A 22,448-nucleotide genomic window follows, 5' to 3' on the forward strand; every position below is an offset into this window, starting at 1 on the left:
CCTGAAATTATTATTCGTAAAAAAGATCAAAGTCTGAATAAAGTTCTTCTAGGTCATGAAGTCGTGTACTGATGGATTTGCACCTGGTTTTGCGGATTTTTGCAACAATACTGTCAAACAGACAATAGAGGCATGAGAAGGAGTTAAATCCCATTTCATTGAGATTGATCTCTGTAATGATAGCGTGGTCTGCCAGCGCCCATGCCGGTGATGAAATGCTGTCTGTGATGGCGAGTATCTTTGCACCATGATTTTTGGCAATCTGTGCATATTTCAGAGACCATTTGGTATAGCGGGCAAAAGAGATCAGAAGAACAACTGTATCCTCGGATGCTTCTGTGAGATATTCGAAATTGGAATCGTAAAATTCGTGAACCACCTTGGTATTTCCAAGAAGCTGATTCAACAGAGTTCCCATCCAGAGAGCGGCACTGTAGGAAGAGCGTGCACCAACAATGAGGCGTTTTTTGGCATTGCTCAGATGGGTAACAATCTGATCCATATCTTCCTGATTCAGATGAGATGCCCAGCTTTCCATGGAGTGGAGTTCGTTGGCAATGATGTTTTGATAAAAATTTCCGCTATCCAGCCGTGAATCGTCTGTTATAACCGTAGGAACGGAAAGAATATCATTCTGTACAGTACGCTGCATTTCAGAAAAACTTTCAAATCCCAGGGAATAGGCAAGGCGTATGATAGTGGTTTCGCTTACGGAAATTTCCTTGCTGAGTTTCGCAAGGGTGGAATAACTGAATGAATCAAGGTGTTGTAATATATATTCGGCGACTTTCTTCTGACCGGCAGAAAGGAAAGATACTTTTTCACGGATCAACTGTTCTATTTTCATGAAAACCTCCTGTATTGTACGATTAGTATAATAAATTATAACAGGTGTAAAGTTTGATTACAATATAATGGAGTAAAAAATTCTTCTTAATATAAAAAAGATGTAAATAATGCACAAATTAAAGTGTGTATTTTTAATAATATTGTCAATAGAAATCTTGAAACCTAGATGCTAATATAGCATTAAATAATTCACATGACGTCAGAAAAAGAATTAATTACACTATTAATGTTAAAGTCAATAAAAAAGGGGGGCTTTTATGTCGTCAACAGTAAAGGAAATAAAAGAAAAAACAGGTTACCTGAAACGAAGTGATCTTTATACAATCGGTGTAGGACAGGCGATTGGATCGGGTGTTCTGACACTGATCGGACCGGCAATTCTTTTGACTGGTCAGTCAGCATGGTTGGCATATGTAGCTGCATGTATCTGGGGATTTATGATGATTGCACCAATTCCATGGATCACATCTACACTGAAACTTGGAGGAGGATTTTATTCTCTGGTAGGAGATATGGCCGGCAAACGAGTTGCCGGTATGTATGCAGTAGGATTTTTGCCACAGACGATCAATCTGGCGACTTATGGTGTGGCAATTGGTATGTATGCAAATTCCCTGTGGCCGCAGATTAATGCGAAATGGTTTGGAATTGCAGCCCTGAGTGTGTTCTTTGCCATCAATCTGTGTGGTGTGGATGTAATGGCGAAGGTACAGAAAATTCTGGTTATCCTGCTGTTTGTTGCACTTGGTCTGTTTATTGTTCTGGGATGCCTCCAGCTGAAAAATCCGGTGTTTGAGTTTACAGCACCAGACTTTTTCTCCAATGGTCCATCCGGATTCTTTTCCGCAATCATGCTGTATGTATATTCAACAAACGGATATTCCTGCATTATGAATTATGGTAAACAGGCAAAAGAAGCGCATAAAGATATTCCAAAGGCACTTCTGTACTGTATTCCGACACTGATGGTTGTATATGGCGGTGTTGCAATTGTAGCAAGTGGTGTGCTTCCTCTGGATCAGGTAGCCGGACAGCCGCTTACCCTGGTTGCAAAAAATATTTTAAATCCGGCACTTTTCACAGTATTTATGATTGGTGGTCCGGTACTTGCACTGTCTTCATCCATTAATTCAACAATTTCCAATAACTGTATTCCGGTTGCACAGTCCTGTAAAGATGGATGGCTTCCGAAATCATGGGCAGCTCAGAACAGAAGAGGGGCTTACTGGAAACTGATGACATTTACTTATCTTATGAGAATATTACCTGTGTTACTGGACTTTTCTATCAGTGATGTTGTAAATAATATTATGCTTCTGGCATCAGCATTGGCATTTCTGCAGATTTATGCGTATTTCCAGCTTCCGAAAAAACATGCAGAAGCATGGGAAAAATCACCAATGCATATTTCTAACGGAAAATATTATTTCCTCTGCTGTTTGAGCCTGTTTGCATATATCTGCATTTTTATCAATTCTTGCAGAAGCCTGAAACTTCCGGTAGTAATCATCAGTCTGATAGCCATTGTAGTATGCATGGCTTACGGATGGTTTAGAAGTGTAAGTCCTGATGTAAAGATGGAAACAAGTGTGTGGGAGGATTAATGTTTATGAATAAAGACCAGAACCTGATCAATGAATTTGCTATCAAAACTTTAAAAGAAAATCTCAATGTTATGTATGCGCAGATATGGCGTGAAGGACAGTTAACGGCAGAATATAAAAGAATGCCGGTCAAGACACGCCTTAACACCTGGTCTGCCTGCAAGGGTGTTGTGTCCTGTGCGGCAGGAATCGCACTTGATGAAGGGCTGATTCGACTTGATGAGAAGATTGTGGATATTTTTCCAGAGTATGCACCGGAGAATCCGGAAGGATATCTGGGGGATGTAACGCTGGAAAATATGCTGACAATGACTACAGGTTTGGAAAGCTCTCTGTTTTTCTGTGACTGGCCGGAGCGTTACACAACTCCGGACTGGATCCGATATTTCTTCGAGAATGCGAAAGTGATAAAAAAACCGGGAACAGAATGGCTGTACAGTAATTTTAATACTTATATGATCAGCTGTGCGATTGAAAAACGTGCGGGAGTTAATCTTCTGGAATATTTGAGAAATCGCTTTTTTGAGCCGCTTGGAATTGGAAATCCAGACTGGACTTTGTGTCCGAAAGGGCATGTGCATGCGGCTAATGGACTTTATGTGAATATTGATGAGTTTACCCGGTATGGACAGATGATTCTTCACAAGGGAAATTATAATGGAAAACAGCTGGTGCCAGAGTCATACATGAAGATGGCAACGTCCAATCTGGTGGATAATTCAGCGGCAGGAAGCCCGGGAAATCTTTATTCCGGTTTTGGATATGGATATCAGTTTGTCATGAATCCGGAAGCCGGTTCCTATCGATCCGATGGAAATTATGGTCAGTTCTGTCTGGCGTTTCCTGACAAAGATGTAGTAGTAACTGTGATGTCACTGGAGGGGGATTTCCAGAAAATAGGAAATCATCTATGGACGACAGTGATTCCTGAATTATAAGAATTCTGTCTTGCAAATCAGACAGTGAAAGGTGAAAGGTAGCTTAAATCTTTCCGACTTGACATTGATTAGAAATCGTTTTATACTAACTCATGTAAATAACAGGGGAGCTTGTGATGGCAGGCTGAGAGGAAGTCTTCAACTTCGACCCTTATACCTGATTTGGATAATGCCAACGTAGGAACGTATAAGATGGATTTACGGGAGATACTTTGGTGTATCTCCTTTTTTATTGGATGCGGATGTTTTTATCCGATTGAATACGTAAGATCAGGATTTACAGGGAAGGGATCAAGAGCGAATGCTTTTAACCCCGGTATCGACAATTGAATATTGGGAAATTTGAGAGTGAACTGAGTTCATGAAGGGGTGCACCACCGCGGGTGTATTTCTTTGTGAACTCTTTTTTATTGACGAATAGCTTTTGAAGTTTCCGGAAAGGAGAGATCATGATCACAGTAAATGGTGAAAGCAGAACATTGGAAAAGCCGGTGACAGTAACAGAATATCTGGAAGCATGTAACTATGTTCCGGTGCAGGTTGTAGTAGAGCTGAATGAAGAGATCATTAAGAGAGACACTTACGATACAACAGTACTGAAAGATGGCGATGTTGTGGAGATTCTGCAGTTTATGGGCGGCGGAAGCTGCTGATGTCGCTATAGAGATAAAATTAGGTAGATATACCACGGCAGTAACTGACAGATAAGTTACTGAAAAAATGCAGATGAAGAATGATCTGGCAGAAGAAGGCGCTGGTTATAAATCGGTGGAAATATTTTCTGCAAACAGATAAAGAAAGGTGGACATAAAAAATGACAACAGCAAACACAAATGAAGACAAACTGATCCTGGGAGGCCATGAGTTTACTTCCCGTTTTATCCTTGGTTCCGGAAAATTTTCCCTGGAGCTTGTAAAAGCATGTATTGAAAAAGCAGGAACTCAGATCGTAACACTTGCCCTGCGCCGTGCAAATGAGGGTGGACTTGCGAACATTCTGGACTATATTCCGAAGAATGTTACGCTTCTTCCGAATACGTCCGGCGCCAGAAATGCAGAAGAGGCAGTTCGTATCGCAAGACTTTCCCGCGAGCTTGGATGCGGAGATTTTGTAAAGATCGAAGTTATCCATGACTCCAAATATCTTCTTCCGGATAATTACGAGACCATCAAGGCAACAGAGATCCTTGCAAAAGAGGGCTTTGTAGTTATGCCATACATGTATCCGGATCTGAATGCAGCCAGAGATCTGGTGAATGCAGGAGCTGCCTGTGTAATGCCACTTGGCTCTCCAATCGGTTCCAACAAAGGAATCTGTACAAAAGAATTCATCCAGATCCTTATCGACGAGATCGACCTTCCGATCATCGTGGACGCAGGAATCGGCCGCCCGTCACAGGCATGTGAGGCTATGGAAATGGGTGCTGCAGCAGTTATGGCAAATACAGCCATTGCAACTGCAGGAGACGTCCGTGTTATGGCGGAAGCCTTTAAGAAAGCTATTGAGGCAGGAAGAAGTGCATATCTTTCCGGTATGGGAAGAACTCTGGAGAGAGGTGCAAGTGCATCCTCACCGCTGACCGGATTTTTGCATGAGTAAAATAATGACAGTATATTGAAAGACTCGGAAATATACGGTTATTAAGGGGAAATCTGTGTAGCGAAAGCGGATTGCGAATATTCACTTGATGCAGATCAACCAGAGCAGAAAAGAAAACGAATGGCTAAAAACAGATACTGAAATATTACAAATTTGAAAATAATAAAAGTACGAGAGGAGCGACACAACAACAATGGCAGAAACAGTACAGGCCAGTCAGCAGGACGGCCATTTTAATGAAAGTATTGTAAATGAAGAAATTCTGGAAGATATGAAAAAGAACCGTATCGATCACATGAAGTACCTTCCGGATATGGAACAGCTGGAAGAATCTGATGTAATGGATCAGGTTATTTCCGCAATGAACGCATATGATTATGATAAGTACACAGAAGCGGATGTACGGAGAGCGCTTGTTCATGACAACCGTACACCGGAGGATTTTAAAGCACTGCTTTCACCGGCAGCGCTGCCTCTTCTGGAAGAAATCGCACAGGCTGCACGGATCGAAACAAGGAAACATTTTGGAAACAGTATCTGCATGTTTACACCGATCTACATTGCAAACTACTGTGAGAACTACTGTATTTACTGTGGATTTAATTGCCACAACAAGATCCGCCGCGCACAGCTGAATGCAGATGAGATCGAGAAAGAGATGGCAGCCATTGCAGAAACCGGACTCCAGGAGATCTTGATTCTTACCGGAGAGAGCAAAACGAAATCTAATGTGGAATATATCGGAAAGGCTTGTGAGATCGCCCGGAAATATTTCAAGGTAGTCGGTCTTGAGGTGTATCCGATGAATTCTGATGAGTACGCATATCTTCACAAATGCGGCGCAGATTATGTGACAGTTTTCCAGGAGACTTATAATTCTGATAAATACGAAACTCTGCATCTGGCAGGCCACAAGAGGATTTTTCCATACAGGTTAAATACACAGGAGCGTGCGTTAAAAGGCGGCATGCGAGGTGTTGGTTTTGCGGCACTTCTGGGACTGGATGATTTCCGCAAGGATGCTTTTGCAACGGGATATCATGCATATCTTCTGCAGAGAAAATATCCACACGCAGAGATCGCTTTTTCCTGCCCGAGACTTCGTCCGATCATCAACAACGACAGGATCAACCCGAAGGATGTACACGAACCGCAGCTTTTGCAGGTAGTTTGTGCATATCGTCTGTTTATGCCGTTTGCAAGTATTACTGTATCCACCAGAGAGTGTGAGCGTGTCCGTGACAATCTGGTGAATATCGCAGCAACCAAGATCTCTGCAGGTGTCAGCACCGGAATCGGAAGCCATGTGGATGATATTGAGGATAAAGGTGATGATCAGTTTGAGATTTCCGACGGAAGGTCTGTGGACGAAGTCTTCAACGCCCTGAAAGACCACGGACTGCAGCCAGTCATGAACGACTATATTTATCTGTGAAAACACGACAGAAGAGGATAACTTCTGTGGAATATGTGGAAAACCACCCACCCCGGAGAATGTTTCTCCGGGGTGGGTGTGGATAACCATAAAATAAAAACGGATAGAAAATAAAGGAAGAATTTGTCGGAAGAGTAATGATGATTTTTTAGTCCGGGTCTGATAAAATAAATATAACAAGGAGGACGATTAAGAATAATAAAATTCACATAAGATAAAGAGTCAGAGTAAAATTACAAAAGCATTTTCAAGGCACAGCCGATAACGATACTGAACTAAAAAAGAGGTGCCACATGGCAAATACAAAACATGAAGATGCTATTATGAAAATGGGATTTGATTATTTCCGTGATACGATCCTGAAAAGTCTTGGAATTGACTATGAATTTGTGAATCTTGGTCCTACAGAGCTGATAGAACTTACTATTCATTCTTTATATATGGATTTTACATTTCTGACTAAAGAAGGATTTTATATTCATATAGAATTCCAGACAACCGACAAGGGAGAAAATGATTTGCGCAGATTTCTTGCCTATGATGCGGTATATTCACATAAAACAGGAAAAAATGTTATAACCTATGTGATTTATTCAGGTGGAATCAAATCGGTTAAGACAGAATTGAATATGGGACTGTTTACATATCGGATACAACCGATATATCTCAAGGATAGAAATGCAGATGAGGTTTTTGAAAAAATACGACAAAAACAAGAAGACGGAACAGAGCTTACGGAAGAAGATTATGCAAGCCTATCGTTGACACCATTAATGTCTGGGAATATGAAGATTAAGGAAAAAATCAAAGAAGCAGTTATACTATCCAAAAAGAAACGTGGCCTAACAGCAGAAAAAACAATGGCAATGTTATATACTCTGGCAGATAAGTTTTTGGATAGTAAAGATCTGGATGAGATTAAGGAGGTTATATCTATGACAAGACTTGGACAGATGTTGTTGGATGAGGGAATGGAAAAAGGAATGAAAAAAGGAATGGAGCAGGGACTGCTTTTGTCAAAAAAACTTCTGGAAGAGAACCGTACAGAAGACCTTGATAAGGCTATGAAAGATGAAAATTATATGAAAAAGCTGCTGGAAGAATTGAATATCAAATAAAAAATCACCAGAAATACTGTAAATACAAGGCTGATTACGTTTTCTGTAAATATTCTGAAATGGAAATTTTTATACGGAATCATATGTTTATTTACCGATTTCCGGGATTTTTCTGCTGTTTTTTAAGGTAGGAATACCAGGAATTTTGGATAGCATGAAAACGGTTTCCGATTCTATAGTTTTCATAAAGACTTACTCGTGTTTATAATAAGCCAACAACAAAAATAAAGGCAGAAAAACAGGAGGAAAAGTATTATGAAAAGAAAATGGAAATCAGCAACAGCAGCCCTTTTGGCAGCAGTAACCATCGGAAGTCTTACAGGAGCAACCGCTTATGCGGCGGACAGTGTCAGCATTACAAACGTATCCTATGACCCCACCAGAGAGCTCTATGAACAGTATAATAAGATCTTTCAGAAGCATTGGAAAGAAAAGACAGGGCAGGATGTGGACATCACACAATCCCACGGAGGCTCAGGAAAACAGGCACTTGAGGTTGCCAACGGACTGGAAGCAGATGTGGTAACACTGGCACTGGAGTATGATGTGGATGCGATCCAGGATGCAGGACTCATCGATGACGGATGGGTGGATGAATTTCCGGAGGACAGCGCTCCCTACACTTCGACTATTGTATTTCTTGTGAGAAAAGGAAATCCGAAGAACATCAAAGACTGGGACGATCTGGTAAAGAAAGACGTAGGTGTGATCACACCAAACCCGAAAACCTCCGGCGGAGCAAGATGGAACTATCTGGCAGCCTGGGCCTATGCAAAAGATAAATATAACGGAGACGAGGACAAAATTAAAGAATTCATCGGAGATCTTTACAAAAACGTACTTGTCCTGGACACCGGAGCCAGAGGCGCAACGACCTCTTTCGTGGAAAACGGACAGGGTGATGTACTGATCGCCTGGGAAAATGAAGCCTATCTTTCCGTAAAGGATTATCCGGACGACTACGAGATCGTAACACCAAGCATCAGCATCCTTGCACAGCCATCTGTAGCAGTAGTCGATAAAGTCGTAGACAAAAGAGGCACCAGAGATGTGGCAGAGGAATATCTGAATTATCTCTATTCCGATGAAGCACAGAGGATCGCCGGTGATAATTATTACCGTCCGTCAAACCAGGATATTCTGAAGGAATACTCCGATGTGTTTAATCTGGACATCAATCTTGTCACCATTGATGATTTCGGCGGATGGAAAAAGGCACAGGAAACACATTTCTCAGATGGAGGGATTTTTGATCAGATTTACGAAGGATAGACAGCAGAAGATATAGTCGGACGGAATAACACAAAGAAGCTGCAGAACAGTGAAAAAACAGAGTTTGCAGCTTCTTTTATGTAAATATGATGTGCCTTTTGCGACTGGAAAATCTATATCTGATATATAGCACTGTCAACATCTCATGCAGCTATGGATCTTCCGGTCTGCAAAATAACGGCAGAGGGGACAATGTGAATCACAAGGGATCAGGCATGGCTTCCTTCGGTCAGGGAACAGCCGTCCATTATACGGATCCCGTTTATGACATCCAGATAAGTGTCATACATTTCCTTCCATTCATCAGAGGCGTCCTTGGAGTACTGGCTGATGGTGGACAGAAGATCGTATTTTTTGCCGTCGACGGTTTCGATACGGCCGAGATAGCCCTGCCATACACTGTCCAGAGGCTGGTCTTCGCCATCGTAATATCTGGCTTCCAGAGTCAGTACAGGAACATCCTCATTGTAATAAGTCAGTTTATATCCACCATTTTCGGTTTCGGTTGTTTCATAACGGCAGAGATATTTCCAGCGCTCCGGAGTGAGGACCTGGAAGTAATCCGTCATGGCCATATCCACACGCTCTGCGTAAACGAAATCTATGGATTTGATCAGCTCTGTGGCTTCCTTTTCGGCGGCCTTATCATAGGTGTCTGACGGAGTCAGGACAAAAAGTCCGAATGTATAATCGTCAGTCTGGCATACAAGAGCATCTACATTTTTTTCTTCTTCGTTGACTTCGGTTAAGTATTGATATTTCGTGGCAGGATAAGATTCAAAGGTAAGATCCTTTTTGGTGATGATCTCACCCTTTACCGGATAGTATTCTGCCAGAAAACCCTTCAGGGAAGAATCCTCCAGAGAGGAATTCGGTACTTTTAAAACAAAGGCAGTGCTTTTTCCGCCATTTACGGAACGCTGCTCGAAATAACCTTCTTTTTCGGGCATGGATTCTCTGATCGTATCATCGGCAGGGAATCCAACCCGCATATGAAGCTCGCCGCGCTTTTCCGATTCAGAGGAATCTTCCGTGTTTGTATCGGAAGAGGAATTTGGGTATGAAGAATCGGAATCCTGCGAGGAGGAGTTTCCACTGGTATCGGAGGATTCTTCTGAAGAATCTCCGGAGGAGGAATCAGTTTCAGAATCGGAATATTCCTGAAGATTGCCGTAGTCATCAATATAATATTTATCTCTGGAGCCAATATATGTGGTTCCGGTGGCATCTTCCAGCCACACACTGCCGTCCTCATAATAATAATGAGGCTCAAAATAACCGTCCTGTTCGGTCCAGCCGGCATCGTTGCCTTCCATCAGTTCACCGGAATCCGGGTCAGGGGCATAATTACCTTCCCCGATATATTCATCCTCGGAACCATTGCGGTACCAGTAATCTCCGTTTTCATCCTGCCAGATGTGCTGACCGTCATCGGTTGGAGGGTCAGAAGCGAGGACCGGGATTGCAGATATGGAAAGAGCGATCGCGCCTGTTAAAAGAACTAAGATTTTTTTATGCATAGGCACCTCCTGATAAATTGCGCAGCAGTTAGCTGCTTACTATTCTTTGATCATAAATTTTTACAAATAAAAAAGATCTGTCTGTTAAGTACATTGTAACAGACAGATCCCGATATCCGGAAATGTGAAGAAAAAGAGACATTTACGGAAAGCTGCGTACAGGTCTGGAAATATGCTATCCGATCGTGAAAAGGCCGGCTTACCGGCAGGTAAAAAGATATCCCTTCCCATAAACCGAGACAATGTCATACTCATCGGTATCTTCGGCACCGATCTTGGTCCGGAGGTTAAAGATATGCCGCCGTACCGTGCTGGTATCTGTTCCTGCACAGCTGCCCCATACCGCTTCGTAGAGCTCCTTTGCAGAAAAAATCTTCTCCTGGTTTTCTGCAAGGAGACGCAGCAGAGAGAATTCGGTCCGGGTAAGGCCTGTGTCGGCATTATTGAGATATGCATGGCCGTCCGAAAGATCCAGCCGCAGGCTGCCGATGGTGATCTGACGGGAGGACTGAAATTTTTCTTTTATTTTTTCTTCCATTCGTTTCTGGCGTTCCAGAAGCATCTGGATCACGGCCAGAAATTCATCGAAATTATAAGGTTTGGTGAGATAATAGTCGCCTCCCTGCTGAAGTCCTTCTACCCGATCCCGGATATCACTTTTTCCGGTGAGAAAAAGAACCGGATTCATGGTTTTTTCGCGGAAGCGGCGGCAGATATCCAGACCGTTTCCGTCCGGAAGCATAATGTCCAGGATAAGAAGATCCGGCAGCTGTTCTTCAAGCTGATGACAGGCTTCGGCGGCTGTCTGTGCAGTGCGGACATCGTAGCCACGGCGCCGCAGCATCCGGCAGTTGGTATTCAGCACCTGTTCTTCATCCTCGACTATAAGGATAAGTGATTTCTTTTCATTCATTTATGATTCCTCCTCCGGAAGTGAGAAGAACACCTGAGTTCCCTCGCCTTCTTTACTTTTCAGCCATATTTTGCCGCCATGGGCAGTGATGATCTGATGACAGACATAGAGGCCTATGCCGTGCCGCCAGTAATCCTTATCAGCGGAAACATAACCCTTGAGTGCGTTTTTTCGCATTTCTTCTGACATGCCGGTTCCGGTGTCGGAGACGCAGATGGTCTGCCAGCCCGGTTCGCCGGTAAGAGAAATGGTGATGGTTCCGTTTTGGGTGTGACGCTCTGCATTGGAGATCAGATTGGTGACAACCTGGATCAGCCGTTCCGGATCAGCAGAGATTTCCGGGAGTCCGGATTGTGTCGTAAGGACCAGCTGATTGTTCTTTGAGCTTGGATGACTGCAGTAGTCTTTTTTTACAGAATACAAAAGACCGGACAGATCTGATGAGACAAGGGAAAGGGCAAGCCGCCCCTGCTCAATGGAAACCGTATCCATCAGATCCAGCACGATCCGGTCGATCCGCATTACCGACTGTTCAATGGTGCGGAGATTTTCCTGCATAAGAGAGAAATCCAGAGGCTCTTCCTCAAGGAGCTCGGAGGTGTCCCGCGCGTGGAGGGAAATGGAACTCAGAGGATTTTTAATCTCATGGGCAACGGTGGTCAGGAAGGTGGACTTGGCATTATCAAGGGAGCGCAGTCGCAGATTCTGTTCCTCCAGAAGGAGCTGCTGCTGGTTATATTCCTTCAGATGAAAATAGAGAACACTGCCGCAGACAATACTTACAGAGACAAACGCCAGAAGGATATCTGCCAGCCGGTCTGCTTCCGTGGCAAAAGGAGTTACAGTGTCCGGGAAATGGTATGCAACCAGACACAGTCCCATATAAAGGAGGATCTCCAGCAGGGAAACGATCAGAGCGCGTCTTTTTTCCAGCATCAGCACGGTAAAAATAATAGCAAACACAAAGAATGCCGGCATGCCGCCACGATAACCGCCGCTGGTAAAAAACATCACCGGAAAAACGAGCAGAAAGATCACGACAATGGTGATCAGGTAGCAGCGCTGATATTTTCCACTGTAATAGGAATAAAGAAAAAGCCCTCCGGAGATTGCAACCAGCGCAAAATTGATCAGTACATTTCCCCAGGAACCGGTCCCGAGACTGAGAAAGGCCATGATCAGGCTGATCACAGTACCTCCCAAGGCGAGGATGTTGAACAGCCGGACGCGGAAATCAAGGGTGGGACTGAATAAAGAGTGAAAAATATTCCGGAGCTTCGGGTTTATATTGATAGGAATCACCTCCTATTCTTAATGTAGGTTTGTATGCCTGCGGGCATCTTTCTTTTGGTGCTGTAATTATCGTAACTGTTATAATTGTATCATGCTGTCGTATAGTTGTGTACACAAAAAAATACATTTAATCCCGTTTTCCTATTGACATACTATGAATAGTAGGTTAATATAAGTGTCAACAAAAGAAAGGGAAGAGGCTATGAACGAATACGGCTTTAATACAGGGCTGCTCCACGGCACCAACGAGAAATATCCACAGGGTGCAACACAGGTTCCAATCTATCAGAGCAGCGCATTCCGACATGACAGCGCGGAAGACCTGGAGAAAATTTTTGACAATAAAAAAATGGGCTTCTCCTATACAAGGATCAACAATCCTACGGTAGAGTCCTTTGAGAAGAGAGTGACCATGCTGGAGGATGGGATCGGCAGTGTGGCCTGTGCATCCGGAATGGCAGCGCTGACCAATGCGTTTCTGAACATTCTTCAGGCGGGAGATGAGATCGTGGCAGCCTGCGGACTGTACGGCGGAACTGTGGAACTGTTCGATGATCTGAAGCCTTTCGGGATTTCCGTAAAATATGTGAAAGAGAATAAGCCGGAAGCTTTTGAGGCAGAGATCACAGAGAAGACGCGACTTGTTTTTGCGGAGACCATTGGCAACCCTAAGCTGGATGTTACCGATATCCAGGCAGTTGCGGAAGTGGCACATAAGCATGACGTACCGCTGATCGTAGACAACACGGTGGCAACCCCGTATTTGATCCAGCCACTGAAGCTTGGAGCTGACATTGTGGTTCATTCCTCTTCCAAATATATCAATGGAAGCAGCGATGCCATCAGCGGTATTCTTGTCTGTGGTAAGGGTCTGAAATGGGACCCTGACCGATATCCGGGACTTGCTCCATACCGGAAATTCGGACCATTTGCATACATCGCCAAGCTTAGAAACGGACTTTTCCGGAACACTGGCGCGTGTCTTGCTCCGCAGAATGCTTTCCTTAATAACCTGGGACTGGAAACCCTGGGACTTCGAATGCAGAGACAGTGTGACAATGCACTGGAGCTTGCGAGATTTTTACAGGGCCTGGGTGATGACATTGAAGTAAATTATCCGGGACTGGAAGAAAGCCCTTATCACGAAATTGCGGAAAAGCAGTTCAGGAATGGCTACGGAGCTATCGTAACCGTAAGAACCGGAAGCAAGGAGAAGGCTTTTTCCATTATTAATTCATTGAAGATCCCGCTGATCATCTCCAATATCGGAGATACGAAGACACTGGTGATCCATCCGGAATCCACCATCGCGGCACATATCTCCGACGAAGAGAAGCTGCAGTCCGGAGTATTCGAGGATCTGATCCGTATCAGTGTGGGAATTGAAGATATTGAAGATTTAAAAGAAGATTTCAAACAAGCAATAGAAAATAACCGATAAAATCTAAGAGCTGCACCAGCAGAGAAATGGAGAGTTCGTTATGGCAAAAGTAGATTACGCTACATTAAAAAAAGGTGGTTTCATGAGACAGAAGCAGAAAAATAATTTTTCTCTTCGTCTTGCCTGTGTAGGCGGTACACTTACCGCAGAAAACCTTAAGAAGATCGCAGAGGTAGCTGAGAAATACGGTGACGGATATGTACATCTTACTTCCAGACAGGGAGTTGAGATCCCGTTCATTAAATTAGATGATATTGATGATGTAAAGGATGATCTTGCAAAAGGCGGATGCAAGCCTGGTGTCTGCGGACCGAGAGTCCGTACTGTTACAGCCTGCCAGGGCAACGCTGTCTGTCCAAGCGGAAATATCAACAGCTATGACATTGCAGTGAAATTAAATGAAAGATATTTCGGAAGAGAGCTTCCTCATAAATTCAAATTCGGTGTTACCGGATGCCAGAACAACTGTCTGAAGGCAGAGGAGAATGATGTAGGGATCAAGGGAGCGGCTGAGGTCAGCTGGAAAGAGGATGCATGTATCCACTGTGGTGTCTGTGAAAAGGCCTGCAGAGAAAACGCCATCTCCTTTGAGGATGACAAGCTGGTGATCGATACAGAGAAATGTAACTACTGCGGCAGATGTGCAAAATCCTGTCCGGTGGATGCATGGGATGTAAACGAAGCATATATCGTTTCCTTTGGCGGAACGTTTGGAAATCATATCAGCAAGGGACAGGAATTCCTTCCGCTGATCACCTCGGAGGAGCAGCTTTTCAGAGTGACCGATGCAGCGATCCAGTTCTTTGATGATCATGCAAATCCGGGAGAGCGTTTTAAATTTACCATCGACCGGGTAGGCGCTGAAAAACTTCAGGAAGTTTTGAAAGGAGCATACAATGGCTGATATTAAGATTGATGATACCGTAGATATTACCGATGTGGTCTGCCCGGTAACCTTTGTAAAAGCAAAGGTAGCACTTGAGGAGCTGGATGACGGACAGATCCTGGCGATCAAAATGAACGATGGCGAGCCGGTACAGAATGTGCCAAGAAGCGTGAAGGAAGAAGGACATCAGATCCTGAAGCTCGAGGACAACGAAGACGGAACTTATACACTGATCGTAAGAAAAGTTGAAGAATAGGAGAACAGAGAAATGACAATCACAGTTGCAGGAAATAAAAAAGAGTACGAAGACGGACTGAAGCTTACAGAGCTTATTGAGAAAGAGGATATTGAAAGTCCTGAGTATGTAACCGTAACTATCAACGATGAATTCATCAGCAAGGCAGACGTTCCGGAAACAGAGGTAAAGGACGGCGACGTTGTTGAGTTCCTGTACTACATGGGAGGAGGCGCAAGATAATGGCTTTTACAAATGAGCAGCTTGAGCGGTACTCCCGCCACATCATCCTGAAGGAGGTTGGAGTAAAAGGTCAGAAAAAGCTTCTGAATGCCAAGGTTCTGATCATCGGAGCCGGCGGACTTGGAGCACCGGCAGCCCTTTACCTTGCAGCAGCAGGTGTGGGAACCATCGGGATCGCGGATGCAGATGAGGTAGATCTTTCCAATCTTCAGCGACAGGTCATCCACACAACTGCAGATGTCGGCAAACTGAAGGTAGAGTCTGCGGCTGAGACCATGAAAGCAATCAACCCGGACGTTACTGTAAATACATATCATACCTTTGTAGATTCCAGCAACATCATGGATCTGATCAAAGATTACGATTTCATTCTTGACGGAACAGACAACTTTCCTGCAAAATTCCTGATCAACGATGCCTGTGTAATGGCCGAGAAACCGTTTTCACATGCAGGGATCATCCGTTTCCAGGGACAGCTGATGACTTACGTTCCGGGACAGGGCCCATGCTACAGATGTGCGTTCCAGAGCCCGCCGCCAAAGGATGCCGTACCGACCTGTAAGCAGGCTGGCGTGATCGGAGCCATGGGCGGAGTGATCGGAAGCCTTCAGGCAATGGAAGCGATCAAGTACATCATCGGACAGGGTGATCTTCTTACAGGAAGACTTCTTACCTACGATGCGCTGAAGATGACATTCCGTACCGTGAAGCTTCCGAAGAATCATCATTGCCCGGTATGCGGCGATGATCCGACGATCACAGAACTGATCGATTATGAGCAGGCTGTGTGTGAACTGAAGCATTAATAAACACTGATCACAGAAACGAAAAGGTGTCTGCTGGTGCAGATACTGTAAATAAGTATAGAAACCCATTGGAGGCCACGAAATGCTGAAATTAAAAAAAGAAGATTACGAGAAAATATTAGACCACTGCAGAAAAGGACTTCCCAATGAGTCCTGCGGCCTTCTGGGCGGGACCATTGAGGACGATGTAAAAACCATCGAGAAGGTGTATCTGCTGACAAATATCGATGAAAGCAACGAACACTTTTCCATGGACCCGAAGGAACAGCTGAGCGCGATCAAGGATATCCGTCAGAACGGATATCAGATGATCGGAAATTTTCATTCTCATCCGGAGTCTCCGTCAAGGCCTTCCGAAGAAGATAAACGACTTGCATTTGACCCGAACATCGAATATTTGATCCTCTCCCTTATGGATGCAGAAAATCCGGTGTTGAAGGCCTTTGGCGTAGATAAAGAGAAAAATGTAACTGTACATGAGCTTCAGATAACAGAGTGATGAGTATGAAAAACAGATTAAACACAAAGGAAATTACAACAGATGTGCTGATCATAGGCGGAGGTACCGCAGGCTGCTATGCGGCGCTGGTTCTCTCAGAACAGAAAGCCGGCAGGGTACTGATCGCAGAAAAAGCAAATATCAGACGAAGCGGCTGTCTGGCAGCAGGTGTTAATGCAATCAATGCCTACATTGTAAAAGGCCGCAAGCCGCAGGATTATGTAGATTATGCAACAAAGGATGCCGCCGGGATCGTAAGGCAGGACCTTCTTCTTACAGCAGCGGAGAATTTCAACGAAGTTACTGCAAAGATGGAAAAGCTTGGGCTTGTGATCCTGAAGGATGAAAATGGTGATTATGTAGCCAGAGGAAACCGTAACATCAAGATCAACGGTGAAAATTTTAAACCACTTCTTGCTGATGCAGTTCATAAAGCTGAGAACGTAGACGTTCTGAATTATGTAAATATCACAGACCTTCTTGTAAAAGACGGACAGGTTTACGGAGCGGTTGGTTTCTCTATTATGGAAGAAACCGCATACATTATCCGGGCAAAGGCAGTTCTTGCTGCAACAGGCGGAGCGGCCGGGCTTTATAAGCCGAACAATCCGGGATTTTCCAGACATAAGATGTGGTATCCGCCGTTTAACACAGGTGCCGGATATGCAATGGGAATCCTGGCAGGTGCGGAGATGACGTCCTTTGAGATGCGTTTTATCGCACTTCGCTGCAAGGATACCATTGCTCCTACGGGAACCATCGCACAGGGTGTCGGCGCAAAACAGATCAATGCAGCTGGCGAGATCTATGAGACAAAATACGGACTGACCACAAGCGAGAGAGTTTACGGAACAGTTCGGGAAAATCAGCTTGGCCACGGCCCGTGTTACCTGAAGACTACAGGGATCACGAAGGAACAGGATGAAGATCTTCTGAAGGCTTATTTCAACATGGCACCGAGCCAGACTCTGAAATGGATCGAAAGCGGAAAGAGCCCCAGCGAGCAGGATGTGGAGATCCAGGGAACAGAGCCGTATATCGTAGGCGGTCATACAGCCAGCGGCTACTGGGTAAATACAGGCCGTGAGACTACGGTGAAAGGCCTTTATGCAGCTGGTGATGTTGCAGGTGGATGTCCGCAGAAATATGTAACAGGAGCTCTTGCAGAAGGAAAGCTTGCAGCATTGGATATGGTGAAACAGTTTAAGGCCGGAACTCTGAAGGAAGCAGATGTTCAGACTGAGACAGAGATCAAGGTTCAGGAAGATGAGATCCTATCCCAGTACGAAAAGTTCCGAAATGAAGACGCACCGGCATTTTCCGTGGAAGAGCTGGAAGAAGCCATGCAGAAAGTCATGGATGAATATGCGGGAGGAATTGCTTCTAATTATCAGTTTAATGAGAAGCAGCTTGCTCTTGCAGATGAAAAAATCCTTCAGCTTCAGGCTCTTGCCGAAAAAACAGCGGCAGCAGATATGCATGAGCTGATGTTTGCATACGAACTTCGTGAGCGTCTCATTGTGTGCCGTTCACTGATCGCTCATCTGAAAAACCGCAAAGAGACCAGATGGCATTCTTTTAACGAAAATCTGGATCATCCGGAAACAGATGAGAAATTTTATAAATATGTAAATTCGAAACTGGAAAACGGCGAGATCAGGATGATTTTTCGCGACATTGTAAAGGAGGACACATATGAGCATACGAATTGATCAGAAAAAATGTGTTGGCTGCAGAAAATGCAGTGAAGTATGTCCGGGAACCCTGATCGTCATGGAAGACAAAAAAGCCGTGATGAAATATCCGAAAAACTGCTGGGGTTGCGTTTCCTGTGTAAAGGAATGTAAAGCCGGTGCCATCGACTTTTTCCTTGGTGCGGATATCGGCGGGAACGGAAGTATCATGAATGTAAAAAGCGAAGGGGATATCCTTCATTGGATCATTACAAAAACGGACGGTTCTACATCCGTGATCGATGTGGATCGACGGAATTCGAATAAATATTAGACCAGAAGATAAGTGCTGCCGGTTCTGGCGGCCGGAACAGGAGGATGAGATCAGATATGAGTGGATTATCACATTTGGATGAGCTGGAAGCAGAGGCAATTTATATCATCCGTGAAGTTGCAGCAGAGTGCGAGAAGCCGGTAATGCTTTATTCTATAGGAAAAGACAGTTCTGTAATGCTTCATCTTGCAATGAAGGCTTTTTATCCGGAGAAACCGCCATTTCCGTTTCTTCACGTAAATACAACATGGAAATTTAAAGAGATGATCGAGTTTCGTGACAAAACCGCAAAGGATTTGGGAATCGAAATGCTTGAGTACATTAATCAGGATGGTGTGAAGCAAGGTATCAATCCTTTTGACAGCGGCTCCGCATACACAGATATCATGAAAACGCAAGCACTGAAGCAGGCTCTTAAGAAATATGGTTTCACAGCTGCTTTTGGCGGCGGTCGTCGTGACGAGGAGAAAAGCCGTGCAAAAGAGCGTATCTTCTCCTTCCGTAATGCAGAGCAGGCCTGGGATCCGAAGAACCAGCGTCCGGAGATGTGGAAGCTTTATAATACGGAGATCAATAAAGGCGAAAGTATCCGTGTTTTCCCGATTTCCAACTGGACTGAGACGGATATCTGGCAGTATATTAAGAGAGAAAATATCCCGATCGTTCCTCTTTATTTTGCAAAAGAGCGTCCGGTTGTATACAGAGACGGCAACATTATCATGGTGGATGACGACAGAATGCGTCTGAACCCGGGTGAGGAGCCGCAGATGAAAAAGGTCCGTTTCCGTACTCTCGGATGCTATCCTCTGACAGGTGGTATCGAGTCTGACGCGGAGACACTGGACGAGATCATTGACGAGACCTTAAGCTCTGTGGAATCTGAGAGAACCACACGTGTTATTGATTCCGACGGCGGAGCTGCAAGTATGGAAAAAAGAAAGAGAGAGGGGTACTTCTAGGATGAGCGGATTACTGAAATTTATCACTTGCGGAAGTGTAGATGATGGAAAATCTACACTGATCGGTCATATTCTTTATGATTCCAAGCTTTTATATGCGGACCAGGAAAAAGCCCTTCTTCTGGACAGCAAGGTAGGTTCCAGAGGTGGTGCCATTGATTATTCTCTTCTTCTGGATGGCCTGATGGCAGAACGTGAGCAGGGAATCACCATTGATGTTGCGTATCGTTATTTTACAACCGATAAAAGAAGCTTTATCGTTGCGGATACTCCCGGACATGAGGAGTATACAAGGAACATGGCGGTTGGAGCTTCCTTTGCTCAGCTTTCCATTATTCTTGTGGATGCGAAGCAGGGGGTTCTGGTCCAGACAAGGCGTCATGCACGTATCTGCGCTCTGATGGGTATCCATCATTTTGTATTTGCTGTGAACAAAATGGATCTTGTTGATTACAGTGAGAGCCGTTTTAATGAGATCGTAAAGGATATCAATGAGCTTTCTGAGACTCTGGGGCTTCAGGATGTTGTGATCATTCCTGTCAGTGCTACAGAGGGTGATAACGTAACGAAGAAGTCTCCGAATATGCCCTGGTATACGGGGAAAGCTCTTCTGGAGCATCTTGAGACTGTGGATGTTTCAGAGGCTGAGAATGTCAGCGAATTTTATCTGCCTGTTCAGCGTGTTTCTCGTCCAAACCATGAATTTCGCGGTTTCCAGGGCCAGATCGAGAGTGGCCGGGTTCATGTAGGCGATATCATCACAACGCTCCCAAGCAACGAGACAGCGGCTGTTAAGACGATCCTGGTGGGCAGTGACGATCGTGAAGAGGCTGTTGCCGGCCAGGCTGTTACGATCCAGCTGGATAAAGAGGTGGATGTAAGCCGTGGATGTGTTCTTACCAATAATAATGAGATCCCTGTTGCAAAGGGCTTTGAGGCTACGCTTCTATGGATGGATGATTCCAGGCTTGAAGTGGGCAAGGAGTATCTTGTGAAGGTTGGTACGAAGAAGATTGCTGGTGTGGTTAAAAGTATCGAGTTTAAGACGGATGTGAATACCGGGGAGCATTTGCCTGCTGATACGATTGTGAAGAATGAGATTGCTTTGTGCAAGATTGGACTTTCTGATAAGGTTGTGCTGGATGAGTTTAAGAAGAATAAGACTCTTGGTGAGCTGATCTTGATCGATCGTGTGAGTCATATGACTTCTGCTTGTGGTGTTGTGGAGTCTGTGGATACTGAGGGTGAGAAGCCTTATTTCCAGAAGGATGATGTGAAGGTTGGTGGTTATGTTTTTGAGGAGTTTTATTTTAACCTTGAGAATGCGCTGCTTTCCAAGGCGGATAAAGAGGTTAAGACTTATCATGTAGGGGATGTGGTGCCTGTTGAGGGTGACAGCTTTGAGTATCCGGGCTATTTTGATATTGTTTCCCTGGAGGATAATGCGGCTGTTCTTATTCGTGATAAGAGGGTGCAGGATATTATTCCGCTGGATGAGTATGTGTTTATGGGGCTTCCTGTTGTGGATGAGAGAGGTTTTGCCCTGGAGATCCGCAGTAATGATGATTATCAGATGTTTTTGAGGGAATTTGAGGCTACTGATAATAAGTCGGAGTTTCATAATAAGTGGTTTAAGTTTGAGACTTATCGGAGGATTGTCTGCACGGATAATTTCTGGATGATCTGATGTTGGGTTACTTATAGTTTCTATAGTTATGTGTGTAAGAGGCTGCATGTGCGGCCTCTTTTTTTTGGGTGTTGCGGGATTTCGTGGTTTGACGGACGCCGAGGAGCTGGCATATGGGCGGGACAGGCTTCGTCGGTGGAAACTACTAAGACTCTGAAAGGTGGCTAAAAGCGTTTTCCAAAAGTCCGAACTCGCTGCGCTCAGACAGCGAACTTTTGAAAAACAACGCCACCTTCCAGAGCCTAAGTAGTTGTCACACCTCCTGCAGAGCGCCCCGCCCATATGCCAGCTCCTCGGCTGTGCACACAGGCCGGTTGCGGAAAGTGAACAGTTCGAGATAGTATTCAATGATGCATGGCAGTAGAGTGTCATACAGAAATTGTTCAGGAGGAATGTTGTATCTAAGAATCAGCTCGGCACAACGTTCCGGAATAATATCGGCTCAGACAGTAATCAGCTTGGCATAAGATTCCATAATAAAAGTCAGTCGCATTATATATCGAAGATGTAGCGCTTGTTCCGTGCCCAAGAGGGTGGGGGGCAGGGAAGCCCTCGGACTTCGGAACTCTGAGATGGACTTTCCCTGCGCTGTCCACACGGACAGCGTGTCGTGCGTAGCCACCTGTCTAAGGGGATAATATGATTGGTCAATCGCGCTAAGATAAAATTAATGTAAAAAAATGAAAAAAAGGTGTTGACAAAACTTATATCTTTCGGATATAATTAACCATGCGTTTCGGATGAAAACACAGAAGAAATGCACTCCAATTTAATAAGAAATTATAAGTTCGGAGTCTGGAGAAGTACTCAAGAGGCCGAAGAGGTGCCCCTGCTAAGGGTATAGGTCGCTAACGCGGCGCGAGGGTTCAAATCCCTCCTTCTCCGTTATTTTTTTGAAAAAAATAAATTTTTCAAAAAAATAAAAAAACTTGTTGACAAACGCTTGCGGATGTGATAAAGTAAACAAGCTGTCAGCGAGACAGAGATTCATCAAAAAAAGTTTGAAAAAAGTTGAAAAAAGTACTTGACAAACGATTTGAGATGAGATAAAATAAACGAGCTGTCTGAGAGACAGACGCAACAAACCTTGATAACTAAACAGTGAAACACATACGATTCTCGAAAATTTCTTTACATTTAAAG

The 22,448-nt window shown here is 44.4% G+C and carries 21 protein-coding genes, 1 tRNA gene and 1 riboswitch; of the genes, 18 read left to right on the top strand and 4 right to left on the bottom strand.

Going from position 1 to position 22,448, the window contains the following annotated elements; translation table 11 throughout:
• Positions 1-10: 10 nt before the first annotated feature.
• Entirely contained in the window at positions 11-847 is an 837-nt protein-coding gene (locus LKD46_RS14685) for a MurR/RpiR family transcriptional regulator (RefSeq protein WP_092072444.1), read from the bottom strand.
• Between the two features lie 259 nt (positions 848-1,106).
• Between LKD46_RS14685 and LKD46_RS14690 the strand changes: the two genes are divergently transcribed.
• The 7 genes from LKD46_RS14690 to LKD46_RS14720 all read left to right on the top strand — a co-directional run bounded on the left by LKD46_RS14690 (position 1,107) and on the right by LKD46_RS14720 (position 8,816).
• Entirely contained in the window at positions 1,107-2,453 is a 1,347-nt protein-coding gene (locus LKD46_RS14690; protein ID WP_227574301.1) for an APC family permease, read from the top strand.
• Positions 2,454-2,458: 5 nt separating this feature from the next.
• Positions 2,459-3,391, top strand: coding sequence for a serine hydrolase domain-containing protein (locus LKD46_RS14695; protein ID WP_227574302.1), 933 nt, complete (start codon positions 2,459-2,461; stop codon positions 3,389-3,391).
• A 93-nt stretch (positions 3,392-3,484) separates the two neighbouring features.
• Positions 3,485-3,592: riboswitch (TPP riboswitch) on the top strand.
• A gap of 248 nt (positions 3,593-3,840) precedes the next feature.
• Positions 3,841-4,044 (top strand): sulfur carrier protein ThiS, encoded by a 204-nt coding sequence (thiS, locus tag LKD46_RS14700; protein WP_015526603.1) that lies wholly within the window; start codon positions 3,841-3,843, stop codon positions 4,042-4,044.
• 161 nt (positions 4,045-4,205) lie between these two features.
• Entirely contained in the window at positions 4,206-4,991 is a 786-nt protein-coding gene (locus tag LKD46_RS14705; protein ID WP_021650468.1) for a thiazole synthase, read from the top strand.
• 193 nt (positions 4,992-5,184) lie between these two features.
• Positions 5,185-6,426 carry a 2-iminoacetate synthase ThiH gene (gene thiH / locus LKD46_RS14710; RefSeq protein WP_021650467.1) on the top strand — a complete coding sequence of 414 codons (1,242 nt, stop codon included), beginning with the start codon at positions 5,185-5,187 and terminating at the stop codon, positions 6,424-6,426.
• Between the two features lie 293 nt (positions 6,427-6,719).
• Positions 6,720-7,544 (top strand): RpnC/YadD family protein, encoded by an 825-nt coding sequence (locus LKD46_RS14715; RefSeq protein WP_110104204.1) that lies wholly within the window; start codon positions 6,720-6,722, stop codon positions 7,542-7,544.
• A gap of 255 nt (positions 7,545-7,799) precedes the next feature.
• Positions 7,800-8,816, top strand: a complete 1,017-nt coding sequence (locus tag LKD46_RS14720; RefSeq protein WP_110104203.1) for a sulfate ABC transporter substrate-binding protein — start codon at positions 7,800-7,802, stop codon at positions 8,814-8,816.
• A 209-nt stretch (positions 8,817-9,025) separates the two neighbouring features.
• On the opposite strand, the gene LKD46_RS14725 is transcribed toward LKD46_RS14720, so the two are convergent.
• From LKD46_RS14725 to LKD46_RS14735, 3 genes are all read right to left on the bottom strand, one after another.
• Positions 9,026-10,336, bottom strand: coding sequence for a hypothetical protein (locus LKD46_RS14725; protein WP_110104202.1), 1,311 nt, complete (start codon positions 10,334-10,336; stop codon positions 9,026-9,028).
• A gap of 199 nt (positions 10,337-10,535) precedes the next feature.
• Entirely contained in the window at positions 10,536-11,249 is a 714-nt protein-coding gene (locus LKD46_RS14730; protein ID WP_110104201.1) for a response regulator transcription factor, read from the bottom strand.
• Entirely contained in the window at positions 11,250-12,440 is a 1,191-nt protein-coding gene (locus tag LKD46_RS14735; RefSeq protein WP_227574303.1) for a sensor histidine kinase, read from the bottom strand.
• A gap of 304 nt (positions 12,441-12,744) precedes the next feature.
• Here LKD46_RS14735 and LKD46_RS14740 point away from each other — a divergent pair, with 304 nt between their 5' ends.
• The 11 genes from LKD46_RS14740 to LKD46_RS14790 all read left to right on the top strand — a co-directional run bounded on the left by LKD46_RS14740 (position 12,745) and on the right by LKD46_RS14790 (position 22,190).
• A complete protein-coding gene (locus LKD46_RS14740) occupies positions 12,745-13,983 on the top strand; it encodes an O-acetylhomoserine aminocarboxypropyltransferase/cysteine synthase family protein (RefSeq protein ID WP_110104200.1) in 1,239 nt (412 codons plus the stop codon).
• A gap of 40 nt (positions 13,984-14,023) precedes the next feature.
• Positions 14,024-14,887, top strand: a complete 864-nt coding sequence (locus LKD46_RS14745) for a ferredoxin-like domain-containing protein (protein WP_021650461.1) — start codon at positions 14,024-14,026, stop codon at positions 14,885-14,887.
• Positions 14,880-15,125: a sulfurtransferase TusA family protein gene (locus LKD46_RS14750; RefSeq protein ID WP_015526613.1), complete on the top strand. Its 246-nt coding sequence runs from the start codon at positions 14,880-14,882 to the stop codon at positions 15,123-15,125. Before LKD46_RS14745 ends, LKD46_RS14750 begins: the two co-directional genes overlap by 8 nt.
• Before the next feature lie 12 nt (positions 15,126-15,137).
• Positions 15,138-15,347, top strand: coding sequence for a sulfur carrier protein ThiS (gene thiS, locus LKD46_RS14755; RefSeq protein ID WP_021650460.1), 210 nt, complete (start codon positions 15,138-15,140; stop codon positions 15,345-15,347).
• Entirely contained in the window at positions 15,347-16,153 is an 807-nt protein-coding gene (gene thiF, locus LKD46_RS14760) for a thiazole biosynthesis adenylyltransferase ThiF (RefSeq protein ID WP_015526615.1), read from the top strand. Before thiS (LKD46_RS14755) ends, thiF begins: the two co-directional genes overlap by 1 nt.
• An 82-nt stretch (positions 16,154-16,235) precedes the next feature.
• On the top strand, positions 16,236-16,652 hold the full coding sequence (locus tag LKD46_RS14765; protein WP_059086473.1) for a M67 family metallopeptidase: 417 nt from the start codon (positions 16,236-16,238) through the stop codon (positions 16,650-16,652).
• A gap of 5 nt (positions 16,653-16,657) precedes the next feature.
• Positions 16,658-18,364: an adenylyl-sulfate reductase subunit alpha gene (locus LKD46_RS14770; protein WP_110104199.1), complete on the top strand. Its 1,707-nt coding sequence runs from the start codon at positions 16,658-16,660 to the stop codon at positions 18,362-18,364.
• Positions 18,348-18,659, top strand: coding sequence for a 4Fe-4S dicluster domain-containing protein (locus tag LKD46_RS14775; RefSeq protein WP_015526617.1), 312 nt, complete (start codon positions 18,348-18,350; stop codon positions 18,657-18,659). The genes LKD46_RS14770 and LKD46_RS14775 overlap by 17 nt, the downstream gene beginning before the upstream one ends.
• Positions 18,660-18,715: 56 nt before the next feature.
• A complete protein-coding gene (gene cysD, locus LKD46_RS14780; protein ID WP_015526618.1) occupies positions 18,716-19,618 on the top strand; it encodes a sulfate adenylyltransferase subunit CysD in 903 nt (300 codons plus the stop codon).
• A 1-nt stretch (position 19,619) separates the two neighbouring features.
• Entirely contained in the window at positions 19,620-21,305 is a 1,686-nt protein-coding gene (locus LKD46_RS14785) for a sulfate adenylyltransferase subunit 1 (protein WP_110104198.1), read from the top strand.
• 797 nt (positions 21,306-22,102) lie between these two features.
• A tRNA-Ser gene (locus LKD46_RS14790) sits at positions 22,103-22,190 on the top strand.
• Positions 22,191-22,448 lie beyond the last annotated feature (258 nt).

The organism is Blautia fusiformis (genome assembly GCF_020686995.1).
GTDB lineage: Bacteria > Bacillota > Clostridia > Lachnospirales > Lachnospiraceae > Blautia_A > Blautia_A fusiformis.